A 26,073-nucleotide genomic window follows, 5' to 3' on the forward strand; every position below is an offset into this window, starting at 1 on the left:
GCTCGGGTAGGCCACGGCGGCTCGGGTAGGCCACGGCGGCTCGGGTAGGCCACGGCGGCTCGGGTAGGCCACGGCGGCTCGGGTAGGCCACGGCGATGCGGATGGGCGACGGTGGCCCAGGTGTACGACAACAGGCTCGCATGGGCAACGGCGGCTTCGGGTCCGCGACAGCGGCTTAGGTGCGCGACAGCGTCCTCTCCCGGACGACGGAGCCTCGCCTGGGCGATAGCGGCTCAAGTTCCCGACGGCGGCTTGCGTAAGCGACGTCAGGCTCAAGTGGGGCAACGGCGGCGACTCAGGTGGGGCAACGGCGGCTCGCGCACACGACAGCGGCCCGCGTACACAGCGCCGTACCCAAAGCCCCGACAACCAGCGCTTCAGCAACACCGTCGCGGACCGCGACACTCGCTTGTGGATGGACGCGATCTCGACCCGCTCGACCCACTCCGGCGGTACGCGCGACCACACGGGCTGACCACGGCCTGCGGTCTCCCTCCGCACGCCGCTGACAGCACGGACCTCTGCACCACACCTTGCTGCATGCGGCCGTCGGGGACGGCCCGGTTCCGCTGCCCGACCGAGCGCCGTCCACCGCCACGCCGGGCACCCCACCAACGGACCCGTCCGCAGCCCAAGTCGAGGCGACGCCGAGCAGACGCGCCGAGCAGACGCTCAGGGTCATCCGCGCTGCGCGACGGCCACAAGAAGACGGCCGGCTCTGCGTACCACCAGCTCCGCGCGGCTAGCGACAGCCGCAGGCGCCGACGGCGCTACAGCCGAAGCAGCGAGCCGATCGTCGAAGCAAGCCGGCAACACCTCACCGTGACCGAACGACCACCGCGGTCCCCACCGTGACCGAACGACCACCGCGGTCCCCACTGCTCCCCCGCGCGATTCCTCCTGACGCAACGCGGCAACCTCCGATTCGGTTCCCGCTCTGTCCACAGGCTAGCCGAATCCGGATAACCCCAGCTCACAGCCTCGCCAGCCTGTGGACAACTCGCGATCAAGAACCTCACGACCCCGGCCCCGCAACGCCGGCCAGATCCCGAGGCCACCCCAGCACCACTGTCAGAGCTGGTTGACCCGGACCAGGTTCCCCGCCGGATCCCGGAACGCGCAGTCCCGAACCCCCCAAGGCTGGTCCTCCGGCTCCTGCAGCACCTCACCCTCCCCCTCCGCCTCGACCCAGGCCCTGGCCCGGTCGAACGTGCCCTGCAGGTCCTTCGAGGCGAGCGAGAGCGCCGTGTAGACGCCCTTGGCCATGAGCACGGCGATGGTGCGGCGTTCCTCTTCGCTCACGCCGGGGTCGGCGGCGGGTGGGTGCAGGACGACCGAGGTGTCCGGCTGGGCGGGTGGGCCCACGGTGATCCAGCGCATGGTGCCCTGGCCCACGTCCTGGCGGACCTCGAAGCCCAGTGCGTCGCGGAAGAAGCGCAGGGACTTCTCGGGGTCGTCGGCCGGCAGGAACGCGGCGGCGATGATGACTGACATGGCGGTCAACCTAATCGGCGGGACCGGTTGCCGCTTCTCGATTCCTGATCGGCCTCAGCACGGCCTTGGCCAGGCAGTTGGGGATGCCCTGGCCGTCGGTGGCCGCCTGTTTGCGGTACTGGCTCGGTGACATGCCGACCAGTTCGGAGAAGCGGGTGCTGAACGTGCCGAGCGAGGTGCAGCCGACTTCGAAGCAGACGTCGGTGACGGACAGGTCGCCTCGGCGCAGCAGCGCCATGGCGCGTTCGATGCGGCGGGTCATCAGGTAGCTGTAGGGCGACTCGCCGAAGGCCGCGCGGAAGGCGCGGGAGAGGTGGCCCGCGGACAGGTGGACGCCGCGGGCCAGTGCGGCCACGTCGAGCGGCTGGCGGTACTCGCGGTCGATGCGGTCGCGGACCTTGCGGAGCAGGACCAGCTCCTGCAGGCGCGGGTCTTCGGCGGTCACGGCTGCCAGCGTAAAGCCCGGACCTGACGAAGTCCTGACACGGCTGCCGCAGGGATCGGCCGCCGGTTCTGCTCCTTCGAGGCTGCACGGCTGGATAGCGTGTCGTCCTGTGGTGGGAATTCATGCTGGGGCGATGCTGACGCCGGGTTTTCGCGAGTTCCTGGCGCCGTGGGTGGCGCGGCAGCCGTGGTACCGGGGCACGGGGGTGCCGGCTCTGACGCCGGTCGGGTTCTTCCGCTTCGAGGATCCCGCCGGTGAGGTCGGCGTCGAGACGCACCTCGTGGCGGGCGGAGGGGTGCTCTACCAGGTCCCGATGACCTACCGGGGTGCTCCCCTGGCGGAGGTGGGGCCGGACGCGCTGGTCGCCACCGCCGAGCACAGCGTGCTGGGCACCCGGTGGATCTACGACGCCGAGGCCGATCCGGTGTGGCGCGCGTGCGTGCTGGACCTGGTGCGCACCGGAGGAGCTTCCGAGCCGGGCGGCCGCAAGGGCGTGGGGCCTGCTCTGGCGCGGGGCGAGCGGCTCGCGCCGGGACCGTGGCCGCGCGAGGTGCGGGTGGAGCTGGTGCGGGTGCTGGGGCCGGGGTCTCCCGGTCCGGCGCCGGGCTTCGCCGGGCTGCTGGTGGGGGCCTGGTGTCCCGATGGGCCGGACACGTCCCCGGTCAGCGGATGCCTCGCCATCGTCAAGGCGGTCAGCCGGAGTTCCGCGACCTGAGCGCAGGGCGTGCGCTCACGCGTGGAGGCCTCGCCGCGGTGGGTTCCGGTGCGGTGATCGGATCCACCCCGACGAGGCCTCCACGTTCATGGCGCTGTCAGGTCACGCGAGCCGCGGACGCGACTTCACGGCGCTCTGCTCAGCAGGCGCCCTGGTCGCGCCAGACGCCCCACTCACCGGTGGTGCCGGGCTCCTCGCCCTGCGTCCACCACTGGGCGCGCCACTTGCGGCTGTTGTGCGCCACCTCGTTGCCGTTGTTGTAGACCTTGGTCCGCTCCCACGCCGGCACCGAGCACGCCGGCGGAGTGGTCGTCGTGGTCGTCGCGGTCGTCGTGGTCGTGGTCGTGGAGGTCGGCGGGTTGCCGCCGCCGACGCGCGGGTGGTCGGCCGTGATCGCGTAGGACTGGCCGCCGAAGGTGAACACGAAGTTCGACGGCGTCGAGATCGGCAGCTGGTAGCTGACGGTGACCTCGATCGACGCGCCCGGAGCGAGCGACTGCCACGACGGCAGGGTGAGCTCCGCCTTGTGGAAGTCGCCCTTCAGGCCGCCCGCGTTGGGGCCGCTGTGTCCCTTCGACACGATCCGCAGCCCGAAGCCGGACTGGTCGGCCATGCTGCCGGGTGCGCTGGTGCCGTAGTCGAACGCGATCTTCGTGCCGCCGGGGATGGTCACCTGGGAGCGGTTGGTGAACTTGATCTTCGGCGTGATCGGGTAGTTGTTGTCGCCCAACGCGAAGCCGTGGACGTCCACGTCGACCGCCAGCGCCTGCGCCTGCGGGGCCGACGCCTTCGACGCCCCGTAGGGCGCGGCGCCGTTGAGGCCGGCGTCGATCGTCGACAGCAGCGTGTCGCCGATGAAGTACTCGTTCTTCGCGGAGTCGAAGCGGTAGTCGCCGGCGAGCTCCCAGATCATGATGCCGCCGAGGCCCTTGTCCCGCACGTACTTGGCCTTCTCGGCCATGGACTGCTCGGTCTCGGTGGAGAGGAACACCTTCTTGGTGTCGTTCCACAGCCACGGGGACTTCAGCGTCGAGTCGTAGTGCGGCGCGTACGTGCCGGTGAGACGGTCGGCCGGGTCGTTGACGGGGTCGAGGCCGTACTGGGAGCTGTACGAGCCGGTGATCTTCGCTTCGAGGTTCTTGGTGTGCCACAACGGGTTCACGCCGGACGGCACTTCGGCGCCGCCCGCGGTGACGTCGTGCCAGAGGTTGTCGACGCCGGACGCGCCGTTGCCGCACGGCGTGGTCGAGCCGACGGCCGAGCCGGTGCCGGGCGGGCACTTCGACTGGTCGGGCAGCGCGGCCTTGCCCCACAACCCGTTGGTGCCGCCGGTGACGCCCTGCCAGCCGCGGGAGTAGAACGGCACGCCGATGTTGATGCGCCCGGCCTGCATCGCGCCGCGGTAGTAGTGGTACGCCCAGTCGGTGTTCAGGTAACCCATGCCCTCGTACTGCGGCGCTGTGTAGACGCCGCCGGCCGCGAGCTCACCGTCCTTGCCGTCGTCGTAGAGCGCGGCGTTCGGGCCGACGAAGTGGTTCCACGAGCCGTGCAGGTCGTAGCTCATGACGTTGAGGTAGTCGAGGTACTTGACGACCTGGTAGGTCTCCTGGCCGCGCAGCAGCCAGCCGGAGGCCGGCACGGCGGCGGTCAGCAGGTAGTGCTTGCCGTCGGCGGCGCCCGCGCGGTCGAGCTTCTCGCGCAGCGTCTTCATGATCGCCTGGTAGCCGGCCCACAGCGTGCCGCGGTTGGCGTTGGAGATCCAGAAGTCGTCGGGGTTGCCGGCGTGGTTGTTCGACGTCGCGTACTCGTAGTCGATGTCGGCGCCGTTGAAGCCGTACTGGCGCAGGAAGGCGACGACGCTGTCGGCGAACGTGTCGATCGCCGCCTGGTTCTGGCCGAGCTTGTAGAAGCCGCCCGAGGCGTTGCGCGTGCCGTCGGGGTTGGGGAAGCCACCCGTCTCCGCCCAGCCGCCGACGGAGATCAGCGTCTTGACGCCGGGGTGCTGCTTCTTGAACTTCGTGAGCTGGTTGAAGTGCCCCTTGTAGGGCAGCGACGGGTCCATCTCGGCGCCGGGCACGCCCGGCCACTCCATGCCGGTGGACGCGTTGTTCGCGCCGGCCGCGCCGACCGAGATCTTGTTCTGGGCGTCGATGTGCGCGAACGCGTAGTTGAGGTGCGTGACCTTGGTCCAGGGGATGTCCTTGGCGAGGTACCCCGGCTGGCCGTTCTTGCCGGTGCGCCAGCTGGTGAAGTACCCGATCACCCGGCGGGACTTCTCCCCCATCGTCTCGCGGCCGGCGGTGTCGTAGACGGTGCAGTAGGGCACCTCGACACCCGGCGTGCGGTACAGCCCGTCCGGGCGGCAGTCCTCGTGGGCCGCGGCGGCGGTCGGGGCGTTGGTCACGGCTATCACGGTCCCGGCTAGCAGGGCTAGCACCGGGACCACTCTGGCGAGCAGGCGCAAGGGAGGGACCTCCTGGCTGGGGCGGCGGCCCACTGCCAGAACCGTAAAATGGTCCAGACCTTTACGTCAAGGCTTCGGCGCCGAGGACCGCAGGTCCGCCACTGACACCAGGTGTCAGTGGTACCGATCTAGGTTCCCGTCATGAGCGAGAACGACTTCGACTTCCTCCACGGCACCTGGCACGTGGCCAACCGCAAAATCGCCGACATCGCCGGGCGCGGCGCCGAGTGGGTCGAGTTCGACGCGCGGGCCGAGGTCCGGCCGGTGCTGGGCGGCGCGGCGAACGTCGACACGATCCGCGCCGCCGGCTGGGAGGGCATGACCCTGCGGCAGTACGACCCGGCCGACGGCGTCTGGCGCATCTGGTGGGCTTCGAGCCGTGCCCCCGGCAAGCTCGACCCGCCACTGGAGGGCCGGTTCACCGGCGGGCACGGCGTGTTCTCCGGCGACGACGTGGTGGGCGGGCAGGCGGTGCGGGTCCGCTTCGACTGGACGGCCGGCGACGCGCCCGTCTGGCGGCAGCAGTTCTCCCACGACGGCGGTCAGACCTGGGAGGAGAACTGGGTCATGCGCTTCACCCGCGCCTAGCCCGTCAGTGGTGGTGGTGCTGGTGGACGACCGCGTGGCCCTTCCCGCGCGCGATCATCCAGCGGTTCACCGGCACCGTCACCACGAACGCGACGGCCAGCGCGAACGCCAGCGCCGCCCAGAACACCCAGTTCGCCAGGCCCGCGTCCATGGCGCCCGGCACGAGCAGCATCACCGCGTTGTCGACGACCTCCATCACCGCGATCGAGACGGTGTCCGCCGCGAGCGCCACGCCGACGGCCGCTCTGAACGCGAGGCCCGACTTCAGCACCGGCCGGATCGTCAGCGCGTAGCCGAACACGAACGCGAGCGCCACGGCGAGCGCGATCGTGGCGAGGTCGCTCCAGCCCAGCGCCGTGCCGATGACCATGCCGAGCACCTCGCCGATCGCACAGCCGGTGAGGCAGTGCAGCGTCGCCGAGATCGCCTGCCTGGTCAGGCTCACAGGTGCGTGGTTCATCTCGTCCTCCTTCCGAGGTCGAGCCGACCATACCCCCAGGGGGTATCCGGTGCAAGGCGTCGTCCCCCGTCTGAGCACCCCGCTTCGTGGGGCCGGACCGAAGTGGACGCCGGTCAGTTGACCTGGGTCAGTTGACCTGGGTCAGGGCGAGGCCGCCCGCCATCAGCGTCGCGCAGGCCAGGCCGTGCACGACGGGGTTGCGGACGAGCAGCGCCACGAACTCCCGCAGGAACGCGCTGGGCACGAAGTACCACGCCGTCGGCGCGCCGATCACCTGCAACCGCAGGCCCTGCTTGCGCGAGAGCACGGCGGTGCGGAAGACGTGGTAGTTGTTCGTGACGGCGACGACCCGGCCGTTGAGGCCGCGTTCGGCGAGCAAAGCCTTGCTGTAGCGGAGGTTCTCCTCGGTCGTGGTCGCCTGGTCCTCGAGCACGACGTCCTCGGCGGGCACACCGGCGGCGAGCAGGTACTCCCGCATCGCGAACGCCTCGGAGACCTCCTCGTCGGCGCCCCGCCCGCCCGACACGACGATCACCGGTGACCGCCCCGCCTCGCGGTCGCGCCGGTAGAGCCGCAACGCGCGGTCGAGCCGGTTCGCGAGCAGCGGCGGCACGCTGGACCCGACGAGCCCGGCGCCGAGCACCACGATGCCGTCGAAGCCGTGGCGGCGGCCGGTGCGGCCGTAGATGACCGAGTAGAGCAGCAGGCTGACGAACAGGAAGGCGATGTAGGCCGACACCAGGAACAGCCCGATCGCGCTGCCGCGGATCCAGTCGCTGGGCTGGCTGATGCCCCAGGCGAAGTAGACCATCTCGCCGAGCAGGGCGAGGCCCGCGAGCAGCGACAGCAGGTTGCCGAGCGACCTGCCCTCCCTGCGGAGCATGACCAGTCCGTTGGCCAGCAACGCGAGCGGGAGGAGCATCAGGCCGAGCACGGCGAGCACGAACGCGAGCAGCAGCGGCAGGCTCACCGCCGGGTTGTCCTGCCCGGCCTCGGCCAGCAGGAGCAGCAGCATCACCAGCGAGACGCCGAGCCAGACGGCGTTGCTCAGCCTGCGGCGGTCACGCACCACCCCGTAGCAGAAGAACGTGGCGGGGATGAGGAAGAGCAGGGCGGCGAGCACCGGCCAAGGGTAGTACCGGCGATCAGCCGGTGCTCTCGGGCTCCGGAGCGGGCTTCGGGCGCGGCCTCAACCGCACCGCGCCCGTCGTCAGGTCGAGCGGACCGGTCTCCTCGTAGTCCTCACCGGTACCGGCGTCCGCGGCCTCGCTGCGGACCTTGCGGCCCGGGAACAACTCACCCAACTGTCCCATGCCCGCGAGGCTACCCTCAGAACACGGCGATGAGCAGCACGATCACGGCGATCGCGATGAGGATGGGGATCAGCGCGCCGGTCGCGGGCCTGCGGTAGTGGCTGCGGACCGTCGTGGTGCGGAAGAAGCTGAACGGCGCGCTGCGGCGGTGACGGCGAACCCAGGGCATCTCGTCCTCCTGACAGTGGCTGTTAGCGCGGGGATACCCCGTCGCGGAGCCGGCGCAGTACTCCAGCCAGCCCAACCTCCGCCATCCGCCGATCACCGACGTCGTTGCCGTGCAGGACCTCGTGCCACGGCCCGAGCCGGTGCCAGACCAGCGCCCGCTCCCGCAGCTCGTCGGTCACCCCGTAAGCCGACGCGACCGCGTCGGCGAACTCCGGTGGTGCCGAGTGCAACGCCCAGGCCAGGTCGACGGCCGCGTCCCCGACGTGGAGGTCACCGAAGTCGATCACCCCGGTCAGCACGCCGTCGCGCCCGAGCACGTGCTCGGGGCCGATGTCGCCGTGGACGAGCGTGTCCGCGGGCAGCCCGCCGAGCGCGGCGAGCAGCCCCTCGCCGCCGGGCGCGTGCGGGAGGACCTCCTCGCGGAACCGCTGCACCGGGAGTGCCGCCGGTCCCACGCCTCGTCGCCCGGCTTCGGCCACGGGTGCCGCGTGCAGGGCCCGCAGGAACTCGCCGAGCTGCCGGCCCTGCGTCGCGGTCGGCGTGGTGACCTCGTCGCCCGGGACCAGTTCGTGACGCACCACGAGCGGGTTCCCGGAGGCGATCACCGGGATCGGGACGGGCAGCGGCAGCCTCGGGGCGAGCCACGGCATGACCACCGTCTCGCGCCGGAGCTGCGGCTCCACCGCGGGGCGGCGCGGGCGGCGTTCGACCCAGTGGCCGGCCACCAGGACGGCGGTGGTGTCCCAGCCCTCTCCGAGGTAGGTCATGGCTCCAGTGTCGTCAGCACTCCTAAGATCGGGAACCGTGCCCGGCGACGATCTGTGGACCACTGTTCGCTGCGAGCGCGTCGTCCTGGCGGTCGTCCGCACCGTCACCACCGCGACCCGGCTGCTCGACGTGCTCGAACTGGTGCGCGGTGACCCGCGGGTGCAGGTCGTGTTCACGTTCGAGCGCTCCTCGGCGTTCACCGCGGGCGTCACGAAGTTCATCGAGGACAACGGCGGTCACGTGCTGCCGTGGGACGAGGCCGTCCGCGGGACTTTCGACCTCGCGATCTCCGCCAGCGAGAACGGCGCCCTGCACGAGCTGAGCGCACCGTTGCTGCTCCTCCCCCACGGCGCGGGCCACCACAAGTACGCCAAGGGCACGCGCAGGATCTCGGGGTACCGCTTCGGCTCCTCGCCCCGCGCGATCGTCCTCTCGCACCGCTCCCAGCTCGACCAGCTCGCCGCCGCGTTCCCGGCCGCACTGCCGCGAGCCGTGGTGGCCCGCGACGTCTGCCTCGACCGGCTGAGGGCGAGCCTGCCCCACCGCGCCCGGTACCGCCGCGCGCTGGGCAACACGGGGCAACGGCTGGTCGTGCTCAGCTCGACCTGGGGCAGGGCGTCGGCATTCGGCCGGGCCCCCGGGCTGGCCCTGGAACTGCTGGCCGCGCTGCCGCGCGACGAGTACCAGGTCGCGCTCGTGCTGCATCCCAACATCTGGTTCGCGCACAGCAGGTTCGCCGTGCGCGGCTGGCTCGGGGCCGCGATGGACGCCGGTCTTCTCGTCATCCCGCCGGAGGAGGGCTGGCGGGCGGCGCTCGTCGCGGCCGACCTGCTCATCGGCGACCACGGGTCGGTGAGCCTCTACGCCGCCGCCATCGGCCTGCCGGTGCTGCTGGCCGCGTTCGGGTCGGCGGAAGTCGTCGAGGACACCCCGATGGCCTCGCTCGGCGCCCGGGCTCCCCGGCTCGGGCACGGGCCGCTGCTCGGCCAGGTCCAGGCCGCGTCGAGGCAGGACACCGCGCCGTTGCGGGCCATCGCGGACGAGGTGTTCGCCGGGGACGCGCCCGGTCTGCGATCGGTGCTGTACTCGCTGATCGAGCTCGACCCCGGTGGCGCTCCGGCTCCCGCCGGTCACGTCGGCGATCCGGTGCCGGAGACCCGGCACGTCGGGGCGCACCGCGTGATCATCACGGCTCTGGATGACAAAACCGTTGGGATGCAACGCTTCTCTGCCTCGTTGCCGGAAACCGGTGCGGCAGATCAGCACATCGCGGCCGACGAGGACTGCTTCGACGCGGCCCTCGTCCGCGGGGCCGCGGTGATCCTCGGCGTCACCGACGACTTCGAAGAGTGGGCCGGGCGGGTGTTCGCCGAGCACCCCGCCGCTCGCGTCGCCGCGGCCGGCGATCTGGTCCTGCACCGCGACTGGGACGGCCCGCGCCGGGTCACGGGTGGCCTCGCGCTCGCGGCGTCCGCGGTGTGCGCCGGATATCCGCAGGTCGACGGATCGTGCACGGTCGTGCTGGGTGACCGCGAGGTGCCGGTGCACCTCACCGGCTGAGTCGTCGCGAGGCAGAATTCGCCCATGACCGCCACCGTCTCCGCCAGGCTGCTCTCGCTGCTCGGCACCTTCGACACCAGCCACCGCCGCCAGACGCTCAGCGGCATCGCGCGGCGCAGCGGGTTGCCGATCAGCACCGCGCACCGGTTGCTGGCCGAGCTGGAGACGTGGGGCGCGGTGCGGCGGGTGGAGTCCGGCGAGTACGTGATCGGGCGGCGGATCTGGCGGCTCGGGCTGCTGGCGGCGGGTGAGGTCGACCTGAGCCGGGTCGCGGAACCGTTCCTGCACGACCTGCACGCCGCGACCAGGGCCGTGGTGCACCTGGCGGTGCGGGAGGGCACCGAGGTCCTCTACCTCGACCGGGTGTCCGGGCACGCCTCGGTGCCGATTGTGAGCACCACGGGCAGTCGGCTGCCCTTGCATTCGACCGGGGTCGGGAAGGTGTTGCTCGCGCACGCGCCGTCGGAGGTGCAGGAGGAGGTGTTGGCGCACGGGCTGACGCGGGTCACGGCGTACACGGTCACGGAGCCTGGACGGCTGCGGGCGCAGTTGCACCGCATTCGGCGGGACGGGTACGCGCAGACGTTCGAGGAGATGACACTCGGGGCGTGCAGTGTGGCGGTGCCGGTCGAGGTGGACGGGCACGTGGTCGCGGCGCTGGGGATCGTGGTGCCGGACCTGCGCAACGTGCGGGTGCGGCTGGTCGCGGCGTTGCAGGTGGCGGCGCGCGGGATCGGCCGGTCGCTCGGGCCCGGTTTCCACCCACCGGAAGCCGGGGTTGGATGAGCGCGCCGCGTGCCGTTTGACTCTCCCACCGTGGCAAGCGAAATTCGTCAGCTCTTCATCGGCGGTGGGAGTGTTCCGGCGCTCGACGGCCGCACGACCGTTGACCTCAACCCCTACACGGGCGAGGCGTACGCCGTGGTCGCCGCCGGCGGCGCTGCGGACGTCACCCGTGCCGTCGACGCGGCGCAGGATGCCTTCGCGGAGTGGTCGGCGTCCTCGCCGTCGGCCCGGCGGCGGGTCCTGCTCAAGGCGGCGGACGTGCTCGAGGCCAGGGCGGCCGAGGTCGTCGCACTGATGGCGCACGAGGTCGGCGGTGTCGGCGGGTGGGCCGGGTTCAACGTCGCGCTGGCGGCCAACGTGCTGCGCGAGGCGGCCGCCGCGGTCACCCAGCCCGTCGGGGAGGTGCTGACGACGGAGACGCCGGGGCAGCTCTCGCTCGCGGTCCGGGAGCCACTCGGGGTCGTCGCGGCGTTCTCGCCGTGGAACGCGCCGGTCATCCTCGGCGTGCGGGCGGTCGCCGCGCCGATCGCCGCCGGGAACACCGTCGTGCTCAAGCCCAGCGAGGACGCGCCGATCTCGGCCGGGCTGCTGATCGCCGACGTGCTGCACGAGGCCGGGTTGCCGGCGGGGGTGCTCAACGTCGTGACGAACGCGCCGGAGGACGCCGCCGGCGTCGCGGAGGCGCTGGTCACCGACCCGCGGGTGCGGGCGGTGAACTTCACCGGGTCCACCGGGGTCGGGCGGATCATCGGCACGCTCGCGGCGCGGCACCTCAAGCCCGCCGTGCTGGAGCTCGGCGGCAAGAACTCGTTGCTGGTCCTCGACGACGCCGATCTCGACCACGCCGTCGACGCGGCGACGTTCGGGGCCTTCCACAACGCCGGGCAGATCTGCATGTCGACCGACCGCGTGCTGGTGCACCGGTCGGTGGCCGAGGAGTTCACGGCGAAGCTCGCCGCCAAGGTCTCGTCGCTGCCGCACGGCGACCCGTCCGATCCCGGCACCGTGATCGGGCCGGTGATCAACCAGCGCTCCGCCGACCGCGTCCGGGACCTGGTCACCGAGGCGGTCGGCCAAGGCGCGACCGTGCGGGCTGGCGGTGCCGGGAGTGCGACCGTGCTGGACGGCGTGACGCCGCGGATGCGCATCTTCCGGGAGGAGATCTTCGGGCCGGCTGTGATCGTCGTTCCCGTCGCGGACGACGACGAGGCCGTGGCCGTCGCGAACGACACCGAGCACGGCCTCACCGCGGGCATCATGACCGAGGACTCACGGCGGGGCCTCGCTCTCGCGCAACGCATCCGCACCGGCATCGTGCACGTCGGCAACCAGACCGTGGACGACGAGCCGCAGGCGCCGTTCGGTGGCGTGAAGGCCAGCGGGTACGGCAGGTTCGGCGGCCGGTGGGGCATCGAGGCGTTCTCCGCGACGCGCTGGGTGACGGTGGCGAGCCGGCCCGGCCACTTCCCGTTCTAGCCCCGCACTCGATCCGGACGACCGGAAGACGAAGCGGACCCCCGGCGGCGGCCGGGGGTCCGCAGCAGACGAACGACGATCAGTGGCCCGCGGCCAGCTCCGCAGCCAGCCTGTCGTCACCGCTCTGCTCCTTGAGCGGCTTCTCCTTGATGAACACCACCGCCAGCAGCGCGAGCACCGCGAACGGCACGCCCACCAGGAAGATCTCCGCGGTCGCCGTCGCGTAGATCTCGGCGATCACGGCCTTGACCTCCGGCGGCAGCACCGAGATGTCCGGCACCTGGTGAGCACCGGCGTCGCCGCCGCCCAGCGCGCCGAACTTCTCGGCCGTGAGCGACGAGACCTTGTTGGCCAGCACCGCGCCCAGCGCCGACACGCCGATCGCACCGCCGAGCGAGCGGAAGAACGTCAGCGTGGACGTGGTGGCGCCGAGGTCCTTGGCCGGCACGTCGTTCTGCGCGGCCAGCACGAGGTTCTGCATCATCAGGCCGACGCCGACGCCGAGCACGAACATGTGCACGGACACCATGAACACCGTGGTCTGGGCGGTGATCGTGGACAGCAGCAGCATGCCGCCGACCATGACCACGCCACCGGAGACCAGGAAGGCCTTCCACTTGCCGAACTTCGTGATCAGCTGACCGGCCACCGTGGACGAGATGAGCAGGCCGAAGATCAGCGGCAGGCCCAGCAGACCGGCCTGGGTCGGCGTCTTGCCGAGCGAGAGCTGGAAGTACTGCGAGAGGAACACCGTGCCGCCGAACATCGCGACACCCACCAGTGCGCTGGCGACGGTCGTCAGCGAGACGGTGCGGTTGCGGAAGATCGACAGCGGCACGATCGGGTCGTGCGCCGTGGCCTCGACGCGGACGGCGGCGACCAGCAGCAGGACTCCGAGCGACACGAGGCCCGCGGTCCAGCCCGACCACCAGGCGAACTTCTGGCCGGCGAGCGAGGACCAGATGAGCAGCGTCGAGACACCGGACACGATCAGGAACGCGCCCAGGTAGTCGATCTTGGTGTCCTCCTTGCGCACGACCGGCAGGCGCAGGGTGCGCTGGAGCATGTAGATCGCGGCGAGGGTGAACGGGATGCCGATGAAGAAGCACCAGCGCCAGCCGAGCCACGAGGTGTCGACGAGCACACCGCCGATCAGCGGGCCCGCGACGGTGCCGACGCCGAACACCGCGCCGAACATGCCGGAGTACTTGCCGAGCTCCCGCGGCGGGATCATCGCGGCCATCACGATGGTCGCGAGCGCCGTGACGCCACCGGCGCCCAGGCCCTGCACCACGCGGCTGACGATGAGCATCTCGACGTTCTGGGAGAAGCCCGCGATCAGCGACCCCACCACGAACAGGCTGAGCGACGCCTGGATCAGCAGCTTGCGGCTGTAGAGGTCGGCGAGCTTGCCCCACAACGGCACGGTCGCGGTCATGGCGAGCAGCTCGGCCGTCACGATCCACGCGAAGATCGACTGCGAGCCCTTCAGCTCGGCGACGATCCGCGGCAGGGCGTTCGACACGACGGTGCTGGCCAGGATCGAGACGAACATGCCGAGCATCAGGCCCCACATGGCCTGGACGACGTCGCGTTTGCTGTGGACCGGTGTCGCTTCTGCTTGCGCTGTCATGAGGTTCCCCCTTCGTGGTGGTGCGGCGGCACGTGAGCCAGCCCGGCGGCGAACAGCTCGAGCGCCTCGCCGACCAGCGACCCGAGCGCGACGTCGTCGTCGAGCGCCCAGCGGGTGACCGCGCAGCGGAACGCCGCGCTCCCGGCGGCGACCAGCAGCCGCGGGTACAGGTGCGACTCGGGGAGTCCCGCCCGGCGCGCGACCGCGTCCGCGAGCAGCTGCTCGGACTCCGCGCTGCTGGCGAACGCGCGGACCAGCAGGTCCGGCCGCTGCATCAGGACGTCCTTGCGCAGCAGCCACAGGTCGCGCGCGCTGTTCAGCTCGTCGGTGATCTCGGCGAGCACCGACCGCCGGTACGCCTCGAACGGCGTGACCTCGTCCCCGGCGGCGAGGATGCGCTCGGCCATGCGCGGGCCCGCCTCGGGGTCCGCGCCGATCAGCGCCTCGTCCTTGCTCGCGAAGTAGTTGAAGAAGGTGCGCACCGAGACGTCGGCCTCGGCGGCGATCTCCTCCACGGTGACGTGGTCGTAGCCCCTCTCGGCGGAGAGGCGCAGGGTCGCCCGCTCGAGCGCGGCACGCGTGCGGCGCTTCTTGCGGTCGCGCAGGCTCTCCCCCGGCTGGTTCACGACGCCAGGGTACGGATTTTTTTGCAGTCACTGCAAGTTTGCAGCGTGTGAACTGCGCCTCTCCGGGAACGGCTACGACCAGGGCGTCTCCGGCCGCCGGCCATGACAACGTCGTGCCGCACCCCGTCGCCCATGCCCACGGCACCACGGACGGGCGGGCTTCCGGCTCAGGCGTTGCCGTCGAACAGGCCGGTGACCGAGCCGTCCTCGAACACCTCCTGGATCGCGCGCGCCAGCAGCGGGGCGATGCCGAGCACCGCCATCCCGGGGAACCGCCGCTCGTGCGGGATCGGCAGCGCGTCGGTGAGGACCACCTCGCGCGCTTCGCTCGCGACGAGCCGCTCGCACGCGTCACCGGACAGCACGCCGTGCGTGGCGACGAGGACGACGTCCTTGGCGCCCTGTTCCAGCAGCTCCCGCGCCGCCGTCGTGCTCGCCAAGGCCGTGTCGATCATGTCGTCGACCACCACGCACATCCGGCCCGCGACGTCGCCGACGACCCGGTTCGCCGTGACCTCGTTGGGACGCAGGGAATCGCGGGTCTTGTGCAGGAACGCGATCGGGCAGCCGCCGAGGAGGTCCGCCCACTTCTCGGCGAGCCGGGTGCGACCGGCGTCCGGCGAGACGATCGTGAGGCCCTCACCGCGGTACCTCGCGCGGACGTGGCCGGTGAGCAGCCACATGGCGTGCAGGTGGTCGACCGGGCCGTCGAAGAACCCCTGCGCCTGCGCGGTGTGCAGGTCGACGGTGACGATCCGGTCCGCGCCGGCGGTCTTGAGCAGGCCGGCGACGAGCCGTGCCGACACGGGCTCGCGCCCGGCGTACTTGCGGTCCTGCCGCGCGTACGGGAACGCCGGGACGACAGCGGTGATGCGCTTGGCCGAGGCCCGCTTCGCCGCGTCGACCATCAGCAGGAGCTCCACCAGCCGGTCGTTGACGGGCGCGCTGTGGCTTTGCACGACGAACGCGTCCGCGCCGCGCACGGACTCCTCGAACCGGACGAAGACCTCCCCGTTCGCGAAGTCGTACGCGGCCTGCGGGGTCACCGCGACGCCGAGCTCCTCCGCGACGGACCGCGCCAGCTCCGGGTGCCCCCTGCCGGTGAGCAGGACGAGCTCCCGCGTGGCGACACCGGTTCTGCCGCTGACCATCGTCACGCTCCCCCTCCGCCCGGCGAGAAGACCCGATCGTTCAGCATTGCCGCGAGAACACGCAAACAGCACGTCCGCCGACGGGAATTCGCCGTCACCGTCCATTCGGATTAACCCCATCGAGGCCACCCACAGGTGGCCCTGTACCAGGGGCGGAGCTGCACGCTCGGTAAAGGTCGAGGCCACTGCATTCACCTCTTGGGGTATGTCGAGTGTGATTTCTTGATCGACGCGCCTGAAGCCTCTATGACCGTGCCTACTCTCCTCGCATGCCGGAAACCCAGGAGACGCCCGGACCGACACCGCAAGCCCCACCCACGAGCCCGATCGTGATGAACACCCCCATCCACGACCAGATCGCCGACCGGCTGGGAGTGCGCCAGAAGCAGCTACGGCCGGATTGACCTCCGATCGGCCGGACCCGTCTTTCGGCGGTCGACGAGCCCTACCCCGGACGGGTAGGAATGGCCCCTCTGCGAACCGGAGGGGGAGTTCGTCAATGCGTTTCACCGCACTGGCCGCCGCGGCCGCGCTCGTGATCACCGGCACGGCCGCCGCACAGGCCTCGGGAGGTGCCGCGGTCCCGAGGATCGCCTGGGCGGCGTGCGGACCGGAACACCCCGGCTTCGAGTGCGCCTCGGTGCGGGTGCCGCTCGACCACGACGACCCGCGTGGCGCCACCACCACCGTGGCGCTGGCGCGCAAGCCCGCGACCGACCGGGCGCGCCGGATCGGCTCGCTGTTCCTCAACCCCGGCGGGCCCGGTGGTTCCGGCGTCGGCTTCGCCCTGCGCGCCGGCGACGCGCTGTCGGCCAACCTGCACGGCCGGTTCGACATCGTCGGGTTCGACCCGCGCGGCGTCGGCAGGTCCGACCCGCTGCACTGCTTCGCCGACGAGGCCGAGCGGGACGAGTTCTTCGCGGGTGTCCCCGCCTTCCCGTACCAGGCGGAGCAGGAGCGGCCGTTCTTCCACAAGTACCGGTCGCTGGGCCCGGAGTGCCGCGACGACCAGAGGATCGCGCGGCACATGAGCACCGCGGACGTCGCACGGGACATGGACCTGCTGCGCCGCGCCGTCGGTGACCGGAAGATCAGCTACCTGGGCTTCTCGTACGGCTCGTTCCTCGGCACCACCTACGCGAACCTGTTCCCGGACAACATCCGCGCGCTCGTCGTCGACGGCGTGCTCGACCCCGAGCTGTGGTCGAGCGGCCGCCAGGTCGAGTCCGACCGGATCGCCACCGCGGAGGAGTTCCGCGAGTTCCTCCGCACCTGCGAGGAGGCGGCGTGCGCCTTCGGGCCGCGGCCGCAGGAGCGCTGGACCGCACTGCTCGGCTCGGTGCGCGCCCGGCCGATCCGGCTCGGTGACCAGACCTACACCTACGACGCCGTGATCGCCGCGGCGATCGGCGCCATGTACTCGCCGGACGACTGGCCGGCCGCCGCCGAGCTCTTCGACCGGCTCTCCGACGCCGCGGCCGGGCTCGCCACCCCGGGGGTGTCCGCCGCGGCGGAACCGGACTACCCCAACGGGTTCGACGCCTACAACGGCAACGTGTGCGCGGACATCGAGTTCCCCCGCGACTTCCGCTCGTACCAGGCGATCTCCCGTTACGCCGCAGCCGGTTCGGAGTTCGGCCCGGCGTGGTGGTGGGGCAACGCGGCCTGCGCGGACTGGCCGGTCAACCCCGACCGCCACACCGGTGGCTGGCGCACCCGCACCAGCGCGCCGGTTCTGGTGGTGGGCAACCACTTCGACGGCATCACCGACTTCCGCGGCGCGCAGGCCGTGAACCGGCAGCTCGCGGGAAGCCGTCTGCTGGCTTATGCGGGTTGGGGACACTCGGCGTACGGCCTGAGCAAGTGCGCGACCGACCACACGAACGCCTACCTGCTCAACGGAACACTGCCGCCGGTCGGCACGGTGTGCCCGGCGAACCCGAACCCGTTCCTGCCCGGCGTGGCGGCCGCCGAGCCGTTGTTCACGCCCGCGCGGAGGTGACGCCGGGAGCCAGCTCCCGGACCAGCTCCAGCGCCGCACGCGCGGGGTCGTCGCCGAACCGGCTGCCGAACGCGTCGTGCACGCGCCACCCCGCGTGGGTGAGCGCACGCCAGCGGCCCAGGTGCGCTGATGCCCCGTCCGGGTGCGGGCGCGTCTCCACCGCCACGGCCTCGTCCTTCTCGCCGACGACGAGGTCCACCCTCCACCGCCCCACCGGGTAGCCCGTGCGCACGGTCAGCCCGGCGGTCCTCAGCTCCTCGGCGAGCCGGGCGGTCCAGGCGTCGCCGGGTTCGGCGCCGGCGGTCTCGGTGGGCGCGGTTCCGGCGTGCCGCAGGTACTCGCCGGCCAGGCCGGGCGGCCGCGGCACCGACGTGATCACGTGCACGTGCCGGCGGGCGCGGGTGGTGAGCACCGCGAACAGGTTGCGGTCGTTCACGAACCGCCACGCGCCCGGCTTGGCGTCGGCGGCGAGGCTGATCACGACCTCGTCGAACTCGCTGCCCTGCACGCCGTGCACCGTGCCGACGCGGACACCACCGGCGGTGATCTCGTCCAGCGCCAGCTCTTCCAGCAGCGCTGCCTCCACGGCGTCGGCCTGCGCGCGGAACGGCGTCACGACACCGATCGACCGCACGCCCGCCGCGATCCGTTGCCGCACATGGGCGAGCACGGCGTCGACCTCGGTCCGGTTGACGCCCGTCCGCGTCCGTTCCCCGGCGACGTGCTCGGTGTCGATGCAGTCGGCGTCCGCGATCGCCGGGTGCGTGGTCAGCAGCGCCATCCTGCCCTCGTAGAACTTCTCGGCGGCGAACCCGATGAGGTGCGGCGCGCAGCGGTGGTGCTCGTCGAGCCAGTGCACGCCCGCGGTCGCGGCCGCCGCGTCGAACAGGCTCACCTTCGGCACGTCCAGCCGGTCGCGCAGCTCCGGTACGCCCTCCGCCTCCACCGCCGCTCGCACGGTCTCCTCGCTCACGAACGACACGTGGCGGAGCTGCCGCGGGTCACCGCCGATCACCGCGGAACGCCCGCGCAGCAGGGCGGGCGCGGCCAGCGGCTGGTCGACGTGACTGGCCTCGTCGACGACCACGAGGTCGAACATGCCCGGCACCGGCGGCAGGATGTCCTCCACATCGGACAGCGTGCCGACCCACAGCGGCAGTGCCGCCACGAGATCCGCGCTGTCGACCTCCGCCAGCCCGCGCCGCCGGGCCGCCCGACCTGACCTCAGCGCCTTCGCCAGCGCCGCCACCGCGCGGCGCGCGCCCGGTCCCCTGCGGCTGACCGCGTGCTCCGCGAGCCAGGCGGCCGTCGCCGCGCGGCTCGCTTCGTCCTGCTCGGCCAGCAACGACCGCAGCTCGCCGAACGCCGTCCCGCCGCTCGCCCCGAGCCGGACGGCGGCCGCGGTCTGCTCGGCCGCGAGCACCGCGGCGGTCAGGTCTTCCGGGGAGGCCTCGTGCGCTCCGGTGTGCTTGCGGACCTTGTTCAGCGCCCGGCGCGTGCGCAGTCCACTGAGGAACCCAGTGCGCGGCTGGAGGAGTTCCTTCAGCCGAGGGAAATCCACGCCCGCGTCGAACGCTTTGGGTGCCACCGCGCGATGCATGGCCATCAACGCCTGGTGTCTCACGGCCTCCGCGGCGAGCATTTCGTCGTTCAGCGCCGACACGACCGCAGTCTCGATCCGTGCGACAGCCGCGGCCGCCGCGCTCCGGGCTCTCCGCAGTTCCTCCAGCCGGTCGTGCTCGGCGGTGGCGTCGAGTCCGTCGCTCAGCTCACGTGCCATCTCCTGGCGCAGCTCGGAGTCGCCGAACAGCACCGGCACCGGGCCACCCGCCCGGCGCAGCGCGGCGCCGAGCACGTCGGCGGCGTTGCGCGTGCGGCTCGCGAGCAGCACGGACTTCCCCGCCGCCACCGCGTCGAGTGCGAGCGCGGCCAGGGTGTGGGTCTTGCCGGAGCCCGGCGGCCCGCCGACGACGGTGATCCGTGCACGGCGTGCGTGCTCGACGGCTCGTCGCTGGCTGTGGCTGAGCGGCAACGGCGAGCTGATCGGCTCGTCCGGGCCGGCGGGTTCCGCGCCGGCTCCGTACAGGGCGGCGAGGGCGGTGTCCTCGACGCCGGCCGACGCCGCCCACTCGTACAGCGCCGCGCCCTGCTCGGTCGTCACGACGGCCTCACCCGCGTGCAGCCCCGCGCCCACCGCCACGACCAGTTCATCGCCGGAGATCAGGGGCCAGGGGTCCGCGCGGACGACCGGGACGTCCGCGAAGCCGGCGAGCCGCAGCGTCTCGGTGATCCACTCCTCGGTCGGCGTGAGCGCGGCCTCCCGCTCGGCGGCCTTCGTCCAGTCGCCGACCAACGGGAACACGCCCGCGTCACCGGCGACGTGGAAGGCGTAGCCGGACCCGATCCCCTTGTGCAGCCGGACGGGACGGGAGACCAACGGCAGGCACACGCGCCGGCGCCGGCCCTCGACCTGCGCGGGCCCGGTGAGGAACGCCCAGCCCAGCCGCAGCAGCCGGTCCTCCCGGTGCAGGGCGTCGAACGCGGCCAGGCGCGCGGCCTGCTCCCGCGCCTGCTTCGGCGCGCTCCACGTGACCGGTTGCCACTGCTCGCCGTCCTGCTGCGCGGTGATGGCCCGCCACGACGGCTCGTGATCACCGAGCCACAGCAGACCGGCCGCCTTGGTGAGGTCGAGCTGCACCTTCCGCGGCTGCTCCGCGGCGCTCAACCGGGCGAGGGTGCGCAGGACGGCCGGAACGTTCACGGCGTACATCGTGCCATCAGGACAGATGCCACGATGTACGCCGCTCACAACAGGATCAGAGCGTCAGGCTCCACGTGTCGATGGTGCCGACATCGGTGGTGGCCGCGTCACGGACCCTGAGGTTCCAGGTGCCGTTGCGCGTCTCCGACGACAGGTTGACGGTGTAGGTCTGGTCGATGTTGTCGGCGCTGCCTCCCGACCGGTTGCTCAGCGAGTAGGCCGACCCGTCCGGTGCCACCAGGTCGACGACCAGGTCACCGCGGTAGGTGTGCTTGATGTGCACCTCGACCTTGGCGGTGGCCGACGCGGTGCCGGTGCAGCCCGCGACGGTGATCGAGCTCGTCACCGTCGAGTTGTCCGGGATCGCGACGTCCGTGCCGTTGGTCTGGGTGGCGCACGACGCCGCGCCGACCGTCCACGTGAACGAGGTGCTGCCCGAACCGCCCGCGGACGCGGTGGCCGTGGCGGTCACGGTGTAGGCGCCCGCGACCGAGGCGGTGCCGGTGACGAGCCCGGACGCGGAGATCGAGAGACCGGTCGGCAGACCGGTGGCCGTCCACGTGTACGGCGCGGTGCCGCCGGACGCGGACAGCTGCAGGTTCACCGTGCCGTTGAGCGCCGTCGTCTGGTTGCCGGGGTTGGTCACCGAGACGCCGGGGACACCGCCGGTGCCGGTGCGCAGCAGGAGGTTCGCCGAGTTGGCACCGGGGTTGGTGACCTTGCCGGGGGTGGCCTGGGCGAGGATCGCGGCGTGCACCTCGGCCGGGGTCTTGGCCGGGTGGTCCGCGAGGTGCAGCGCGGCCGCGCCGGCGACGTGCGGGGACGCCATCGACGTGCCGCTCATCGTGGCCGAGCCGGTGTTGCTGCTGTGGGACGCGGACACGATGTCCTGCCCCGGTGCGAACAGGTCGCTGCAGGTGCCGAAGCTCGAGAAGGACGCGCGGGCGTCCGTGCGGGCGGTCGCCATGACGTTGATCGTCTCGGTGACGCGCTGCGGTGAGTACTTGCAGGAGTCGTCGTTGAAGTTGCCCGCCGCCACGACGTAGGTGACGCCGCCGCGGATGGACGCGCGGACGGCGTCGTCCAGCACGCGGCTCGGTTCGTTCGCGGTCCCGGTGTAGAGGCTCATGTTCGCCACGGCCGGGAGGACCGCGTTCGCGGTGACCCAGTCGACGCCCGCCGCCTCGGTGGCGACGGAGCCGCCGCCGGCGCAGTTGAGCACGCGGACGGCCTTGAGCTTGACGTTCTTCGCCACGCCGTAGGCCGCGCCGCCGACGGTGCCCGCCACGTGCGTGCCGTGGCCCTGGCAGTCCTTGCCGTTGCGGCCGTCGGTGAACGCGTCGAAGCCGAACGACGCCCGCCCGCCGAAGTCGGCGTGGTCGTAGTTGATGCCGGTGTCGATCACGTACGCGGTGACGTTCGCGGCGCCGGTGCTGTAGCTGTACTTGCTGTTCAGCGGCAGGTCGGCCTGGTCGACCCGGTCGAGCCCCCACGACGGCGGGTTGAGCTGGTCGGCCAGGACCTGCACCGTCCGGTCCTGCTCCACGTAGGCCACCGACGGGTCGGCGGCGAGGCGCTTGGCCTGCTGCTTCGACATGGTGGCCGAGAAGCCCTTGAACGCGGCCCGGTAGGTGAAGCCGACCTTGCCGCCGTAGCGCCCGAGCAGGCCGTCGGCACGGCCGCCGACCTCGGACCGCGCCACGGCGTTGTCCTTGAGCACCACGATGTAGCTGTCCTGGACGGCGTTCGGCGCGCTCTCCGCGACGATCGGGCCCTCCGGTTGTGCGGCGACAGTCTGTGGGAGCGCTAACACCGATCCCATGGCGGCGATCGCCGCCACACCGAGCGTGCGCAGGGTGCGTTGTCCCATCACTGCTCCTTGATCGCAGGGAACCGCGTGTGAACGCGGGCCGGCCCTCGACGGCCCAACAGATGCGTTCACACGCGGTTGCGAAACAGCGGTAGCCCGCCGATCAGCGGACGTGATGAGTCTTTAGTTGGGACAACGCTCTCTACAAGCGACTTTCGTACTGTTGTCAGCCGGCGAGCGCGAAGAGCTCGTCTTGCTGACCGGACTGCTTGAGCACCGCGAGCGACTGCTTCTCGAGCTGGCGGATCCGCTCGCGGGTCAGGCCGAGCTCCTCCGCGACCTCCTGGAGGGTGCGCTCACGCCCGTCCTCCAGGCCGAACCGCAGGCGCATGATCCGGCCCTGGCGTTCGGGCAGGACGTCCAACAGGGACCGCACGCCCTCGGTGAACTCCTGGCGTTCCACGAGGTCCGGTGCCGAGACGCCGTCGGTGTCCTGGATCAGGTCGCCCAGCACCGAGTCGCCCTCGTCGCCGACCGGCGTCTCCAGCGACACGCACGTGCGCGCGGCGTCGCGCAGGTCCTGGACCCGGCCCACCGAGCACTTCGCCTCGGCGGCGATCTCCTCGACGGTCGCCTCGCGGCCGAACTGCGCGGAGAGCTTCTGCCCGATCTTCTTGAGCTTGTTGACCTCCTCCACGACGTGGACCGGGAGGCGGACCGTGCGGGTCTGTTCGGCCAGACCCCGCTCGATCGCCTGACGGATCCACCACATCGCGTAGGTGGAGAACTTGTAGCCCTTGGCGTAGTCGAACTTCTCGACCGCCCGGATCAGGCCGAGGTTGCCCTCCTGCACGACGTCCAGGAACGGCAGCCCGCGGAACGAGTGCTTCTTCGCGACCGACACGACCAGGCGCAGGTTCGCGCGGATCATGTGGTCCTTGGCGCGCTCGCCGTCGGCGACGACCCGGCGCAGCAGCCTGGCGTCGCCGCGGGTGGCACCGGTCCGCAGCAGGTGGGCGGCGTAGACGCCCGCCTCGATGCGCTTGGCCAGGTCGACCTCCTCCGACGCGGTGAGCAGCGGCGTGCCGCCGACATCGCGCAGGTACTGGCCGACCAGGTCCGCGTCCTGCTGTCCGGACGCGCGGTTCTTCAGATCTGCAGGCATGACAAATCCCCCCGTTTCCGTTGGCAGGAGTGGCAGCCGAACTGGCTGCACTGGGTGTAACGGTTCAGAAGGCCTGGTCATTCCGCGGGGCGCGTTGTGACCTCAGCCTCACCCGCGTGACGGCGTGGTGCTCCACGGCCAGCACCTCGATCCTCCAGCCGGAGACCTCCACCACGTCACCCGGTTCTTCGGGGATGCGGCCGAGGACCAGCAGCACCAGGCCGGCGATCGTGGCGTACGGGCCGGGCGGGGCGTCCTTCAGCTCGACGCCGACATCCGCCAGGTCGTGGACCGGGAACGTGCCGGGCAGCTCGATCGAGCCGTCCGGCTCGGCCCGCACCGCCACCACGTCGGCGTCGGTCTCGTCGTAGATCTCACCGACGATCTCCTCGAGCAGGTCCTCCAGAGTCACGATGCCGCCGACCGCGCCGTGCTCGTCGACCACCAGCGCCATCTGCTCGTGCTCTGCTTTCATTCGGCGCAACGCGTCCGTGACGCGCACCGAGTCCGGCAGCACCATCGGGGTGCGTGCCACGTCCGCGAGCGCCACCGCGTCGTCGAGCAGATCGCGCAGGTTCACCACGCCGATCACGTCGTCGAGGTGACCGTCCTTGGTCACGGGTGCTCGCGAATGTCCGGACTTGGCCAAGACTTCCCGCGCGGTGGCGGTGTCCAAACCTGATTCGAGGACGGTGACGAGCCGGCGCGGTACCAGGACCTCGCGCAGCTTGCGCTCGTGGATCTCCAGCGCACCGGTCATGATGGTGCGCTGCTCGGCGTTCAGATGTTGTTGCACCTCAACGAGATCGCGCAGCTCCTCGGCCGACATCTGCTCCTCGTCGGCGTCCGGGTCACCGCCGAGGACCCGCACCACGAGATCGGTCGCCTTGCTGAGCAGCCACACCACCGGACGTGACACGATCGACAGGAAGTCCAGCGGCCGCGCGATGATCTTCGACCAGCGCACCGCGTACTGCATCGCGAGGCGCTTGGGCGCCAGTTCCCCGAAGACCAGCGTGAAGAACGTGAGAACGATCGTCACCAGCGCGATCGCGACACCGCTCGCCGCGCCGCCGAGGAAGCTCAGCAACGGCACGAGAGGCTGCGCGAGCGACACCGCCGCCGTCGCCGACGCGAGGAACCCGGAGAGCGTGATCCCGATCTGCACGGTCGCGAAGTACCGGTTCGGATCCCTGGCCAGCCGGACGAGCGCGTGGCGCCCTTCCCGCTCCAGGGATCGGAGCTGTCCTTCCCGCAGGGACACCAACGCCATCTCGCTGCCCGCGAACGTCGCGTTGAGCAGCACCAGCACCGCGACGAGCGCGAGGTCCAAGCCAAAGCCATCCACACGTTTGGGGTAGCACGCACAGTGGTATTTCGCACCCTGACGGCCATCTTGAGCAGCCAGGAAGGCCTCAGTCGAACGAGGGTGGATGGAGATGGACACTCCCGAGGTGCTCAGCGCCCCCGAGAGGACCCGGTACCCCCTGCCGGACCAGCCGGACCTGGCGGCGTTGCGGGTGTGGGCCACGGAGCTGCTGAGCGATCTCTCCGAGGACGTCCAGCTCGACGTTCAACTGGTGTGCACAGAACTGGCCAGCAACGCCTACGAGCACGCTGAGGGACCGAGAGCTGTACGGGTGCAACGACATACCGATTTCGTCCGGGTGGAGGTCGACGACCACACACCGGCGGAACTGCCGAACCTGGGCGAGTCACGGCTCGGCGACTCACGAGGTCGCGGCCTCCTGCTGATCGCCCAGCTCTCCCGGTGCTGGGGCACCCTCGGCTTCACCGGCGGCAAGACCGTGTGGGCTGAGATCACCAGCTAGCGATCGGCGCCAGGTGATCGAACACCCGGCTCGTCCGGGCGTTTCGCACAGCAAAGTCATGACACCGCACGGATGGGTCTTGCCGGGCGTTTCCCCGACGCTCGATGCATGACGACGACAGTTTCTCCGGCGGTCCGGCCGCTGGTGCGCCACGGAGCCGAGATGCTCGTGGCGATGCTCATCGGGATGGCGCTGCTCGGGCCCCTGTGGCAGCCCGAACGGGTCGAGTTCGCGGCACTGTGGATGGCGGTGTCGATGTCCGTGCCGATGGCGTTGTGGATGCGCTACCGCGGTCACGGCCGAATCCTCGAAATGTGCGCGGCGATGTTCGTGCCGTACCTCGTGCTGCTCGTGCCGTACTGGTTCGGTGTGCTGGACGGCCACGCGGTGAAGATGGGCGGGCATCTGCTGATGCTGCCCGCCATGGTCGCCGTGCTGGTCCGGTACCGGCACGAGCACGGAACCCCGAGCACCCATCCGGTGATCCGGGCGTTGGGTGACCGCTGGCCGATGGCCATCGCGTTGGCGGCATCGTTCGGTTTCTGGCAGACACCTGTCATTCCGCCTGTCTGGACGCTGCTGCTGTGCCAGGCCGCTTACCTGGTCTGGGGCCGGCGGGCGCCGCGGCGGCAGCTCGCGGTCCTCGGGGTCTACGTGGTGCTCGCGGCGGCCGTGGTCGTGGTGTCCCCGGACCTCGGGGTGCTGCTGATCGCTCTCGGATGGGGTGCGCACGCCGGGTGGGACCTCGTGCACCACCTGCGCAACGCCGTCGTGCCGCGCTGGTGGTCGGAGTTCTGCGGGGTGTTCGACCTCGTCGTGGCCGTCACGATCCTGCTGGCGTGGTTCTAGGCTGATG

24 protein-coding genes are annotated in these 26,073 nt (G+C 71.3%); 9 read left to right on the top strand and 15 right to left on the bottom strand.

Annotation, left to right across the window (positions count from 1 at the left end):
• Nucleotides 1–1,071: 1,071 nt before the first annotated feature.
• Both BMW88_RS36800 and BMW88_RS36805 read right to left on the bottom strand, forming a co-directional pair.
• Nucleotides 1,072–1,494: a VOC family protein gene (locus tag BMW88_RS36800; RefSeq protein ID WP_089960639.1), complete on the bottom strand. Its 423-nt coding sequence runs from the start codon at nucleotides 1,492–1,494 to the stop codon at nucleotides 1,072–1,074.
• Nucleotides 1,495–1,504: 10 nt separating this feature from the next.
• Nucleotides 1,505–1,939: a helix-turn-helix transcriptional regulator gene (locus tag BMW88_RS36805; protein WP_245778311.1), complete on the bottom strand. Its 435-nt coding sequence runs from the start codon at nucleotides 1,937–1,939 to the stop codon at nucleotides 1,505–1,507.
• A gap of 133 nt (nucleotides 1,940–2,072) precedes the next feature.
• Here BMW88_RS36805 and BMW88_RS36810 point away from each other — a divergent pair, with 133 nt between their 5' ends.
• Nucleotides 2,073–2,654, top strand: a complete 582-nt coding sequence (locus tag BMW88_RS36810; protein ID WP_177221592.1) for a maltokinase N-terminal cap-like domain-containing protein — start codon at nucleotides 2,073–2,075, stop codon at nucleotides 2,652–2,654.
• A gap of 139 nt (nucleotides 2,655–2,793) precedes the next feature.
• Here the strand turns inward: BMW88_RS36810 and BMW88_RS36815 are convergent, their stop codons facing one another.
• Nucleotides 2,794–5,058, bottom strand: coding sequence for a glycosyl hydrolase family 18 protein (locus BMW88_RS36815; RefSeq protein ID WP_245778312.1), 2,265 nt, complete (start codon nucleotides 5,056–5,058; stop codon nucleotides 2,794–2,796).
• A gap of 201 nt (nucleotides 5,059–5,259) precedes the next feature.
• On the opposite strand from BMW88_RS36815, the gene BMW88_RS36820 reads away from it, so the two are divergent.
• The gene (locus BMW88_RS36820; RefSeq protein WP_089960444.1) at nucleotides 5,260–5,706 is read left to right on the top strand and encodes a hypothetical protein; all 447 of its coding nucleotides are present in this window, start codon (nucleotides 5,260–5,262) and stop codon (nucleotides 5,704–5,706) included.
• A 4-nt stretch (nucleotides 5,707–5,710) separates the two neighbouring features.
• On the opposite strand, the gene BMW88_RS36825 is transcribed toward BMW88_RS36820, so the two are convergent.
• The 5 genes from BMW88_RS36825 to BMW88_RS36835 all read right to left on the bottom strand — a co-directional run bounded on the left by BMW88_RS36825 (nucleotide 5,711) and on the right by BMW88_RS36835 (nucleotide 8,414).
• Entirely contained in the window at nucleotides 5,711–6,166 is a 456-nt protein-coding gene (locus BMW88_RS36825; RefSeq protein ID WP_089960445.1) for a DUF4396 domain-containing protein, read from the bottom strand.
• A gap of 127 nt (nucleotides 6,167–6,293) precedes the next feature.
• Entirely contained in the window at nucleotides 6,294–7,289 is a 996-nt protein-coding gene (locus BMW88_RS36830) for a YdcF family protein (RefSeq protein WP_089960447.1), read from the bottom strand.
• A gap of 22 nt (nucleotides 7,290–7,311) precedes the next feature.
• On the bottom strand, nucleotides 7,312–7,479 hold the full coding sequence (locus BMW88_RS42475) for a hypothetical protein (RefSeq protein WP_177221593.1): 168 nt from the start codon (nucleotides 7,477–7,479) through the stop codon (nucleotides 7,312–7,314).
• Nucleotides 7,480–7,495: 16 nt separating this feature from the next.
• A complete protein-coding gene (locus BMW88_RS42480) occupies nucleotides 7,496–7,648 on the bottom strand; it encodes a hypothetical protein (RefSeq protein ID WP_177221594.1) in 153 nt (50 codons plus the stop codon).
• Between the two features lie 22 nt (nucleotides 7,649–7,670).
• Nucleotides 7,671–8,414, bottom strand: coding sequence for a phosphotransferase (locus BMW88_RS36835; RefSeq protein WP_089960450.1), 744 nt, complete (start codon nucleotides 8,412–8,414; stop codon nucleotides 7,671–7,673).
• A gap of 37 nt (nucleotides 8,415–8,451) precedes the next feature.
• On the opposite strand from BMW88_RS36835, the gene BMW88_RS36840 reads away from it, so the two are divergent.
• The 3 genes from BMW88_RS36840 to BMW88_RS36850 are packed head-to-tail and all read left to right on the top strand — an operon-like array spanning nucleotide 8,452 to nucleotide 12,237.
• Nucleotides 8,452–9,975: a hypothetical protein gene (locus tag BMW88_RS36840; RefSeq protein WP_089960452.1), complete on the top strand. Its 1,524-nt coding sequence runs from the start codon at nucleotides 8,452–8,454 to the stop codon at nucleotides 9,973–9,975.
• A gap of 24 nt (nucleotides 9,976–9,999) precedes the next feature.
• Nucleotides 10,000–10,761, top strand: a complete 762-nt coding sequence (locus tag BMW88_RS36845; RefSeq protein WP_089960454.1) for an IclR family transcriptional regulator — start codon at nucleotides 10,000–10,002, stop codon at nucleotides 10,759–10,761.
• Nucleotides 10,762–10,791: 30 nt separating this feature from the next.
• Nucleotides 10,792–12,237, top strand: a complete 1,446-nt coding sequence (locus BMW88_RS36850; protein WP_245778313.1) for an aldehyde dehydrogenase family protein — start codon at nucleotides 10,792–10,794, stop codon at nucleotides 12,235–12,237.
• 79 nt (nucleotides 12,238–12,316) lie between these two features.
• Here BMW88_RS36850 and BMW88_RS36855 read toward each other — a convergent pair whose 3' ends face one another.
• The 3 genes from BMW88_RS36855 to BMW88_RS36865 form a co-directional block, all read right to left on the bottom strand.
• Nucleotides 12,317–13,870, bottom strand: a complete 1,554-nt coding sequence (locus BMW88_RS36855) for an MDR family MFS transporter (RefSeq protein WP_089960456.1) — start codon at nucleotides 13,868–13,870, stop codon at nucleotides 12,317–12,319.
• Nucleotides 13,867–14,496, bottom strand: a complete 630-nt coding sequence (locus BMW88_RS36860; RefSeq protein WP_089960458.1) for a TetR/AcrR family transcriptional regulator — start codon at nucleotides 14,494–14,496, stop codon at nucleotides 13,867–13,869. The genes BMW88_RS36855 and BMW88_RS36860 overlap by 4 nt, the downstream gene beginning before the upstream one ends.
• Before the next feature lie 167 nt (nucleotides 14,497–14,663).
• Nucleotides 14,664–15,647 (bottom strand): ribose-phosphate diphosphokinase, encoded by a 984-nt coding sequence (locus BMW88_RS36865; protein WP_089960647.1) that lies wholly within the window; start codon nucleotides 15,645–15,647, stop codon nucleotides 14,664–14,666.
• A 269-nt stretch (nucleotides 15,648–15,916) separates the two neighbouring features.
• On the opposite strand from BMW88_RS36865, the gene BMW88_RS44195 reads away from it, so the two are divergent.
• Entirely contained in the window at nucleotides 15,917–16,051 is a 135-nt protein-coding gene (locus BMW88_RS44195) for a hypothetical protein (RefSeq protein ID WP_281249501.1), read from the top strand.
• Between the two features lie 95 nt (nucleotides 16,052–16,146).
• The gene (locus tag BMW88_RS36870) at nucleotides 16,147–17,649 is read left to right on the top strand and encodes an alpha/beta hydrolase (RefSeq protein WP_089960460.1); all 1,503 of its coding nucleotides are present in this window, start codon (nucleotides 16,147–16,149) and stop codon (nucleotides 17,647–17,649) included.
• On the opposite strand, the gene BMW88_RS36875 is transcribed toward BMW88_RS36870, so the two are convergent.
• The 4 genes from BMW88_RS36875 to BMW88_RS36890 form a co-directional block, all read right to left on the bottom strand.
• Nucleotides 17,630–20,410 carry an AAA domain-containing protein gene (locus BMW88_RS36875; RefSeq protein WP_143116432.1) on the bottom strand — a complete coding sequence of 927 codons (2,781 nt, stop codon included), beginning with the start codon at nucleotides 20,408–20,410 and terminating at the stop codon, nucleotides 17,630–17,632. The genes BMW88_RS36870 and BMW88_RS36875 overlap by 20 nt on opposite strands.
• A 55-nt stretch (nucleotides 20,411–20,465) precedes the next feature.
• The gene (locus BMW88_RS36880) at nucleotides 20,466–22,280 is read right to left on the bottom strand and encodes a S8 family peptidase (RefSeq protein WP_089960466.1); all 1,815 of its coding nucleotides are present in this window, start codon (nucleotides 22,278–22,280) and stop codon (nucleotides 20,466–20,468) included.
• A 166-nt stretch (nucleotides 22,281–22,446) separates the two neighbouring features.
• Nucleotides 22,447–23,385 carry a sigma-70 family RNA polymerase sigma factor gene (locus BMW88_RS36885; RefSeq protein WP_089960469.1) on the bottom strand — a complete coding sequence of 313 codons (939 nt, stop codon included), beginning with the start codon at nucleotides 23,383–23,385 and terminating at the stop codon, nucleotides 22,447–22,449.
• A gap of 64 nt (nucleotides 23,386–23,449) precedes the next feature.
• A complete protein-coding gene (locus BMW88_RS36890) occupies nucleotides 23,450–24,733 on the bottom strand; it encodes a hemolysin family protein (RefSeq protein WP_089960472.1) in 1,284 nt (427 codons plus the stop codon).
• A 91-nt stretch (nucleotides 24,734–24,824) separates the two neighbouring features.
• On the opposite strand from BMW88_RS36890, the gene BMW88_RS36895 reads away from it, so the two are divergent.
• Both BMW88_RS36895 and BMW88_RS43745 read left to right on the top strand, forming a co-directional pair.
• Nucleotides 24,825–25,217 carry an ATP-binding protein gene (locus tag BMW88_RS36895; protein WP_177221595.1) on the top strand — a complete coding sequence of 131 codons (393 nt, stop codon included), beginning with the start codon at nucleotides 24,825–24,827 and terminating at the stop codon, nucleotides 25,215–25,217.
• A gap of 108 nt (nucleotides 25,218–25,325) precedes the next feature.
• Nucleotides 25,326–26,066 (top strand): hypothetical protein, encoded by a 741-nt coding sequence (locus BMW88_RS43745; RefSeq protein ID WP_089960478.1) that lies wholly within the window; start codon nucleotides 25,326–25,328, stop codon nucleotides 26,064–26,066.
• Nucleotides 26,067–26,073: the final 7 nt, after the last annotated feature.

The sequence above is a fragment of the Lentzea xinjiangensis genome (assembly GCF_900110955.1).
Lineage (GTDB): Bacteria > Actinomycetota > Actinomycetes > Mycobacteriales > Pseudonocardiaceae > Lentzea > Lentzea xinjiangensis.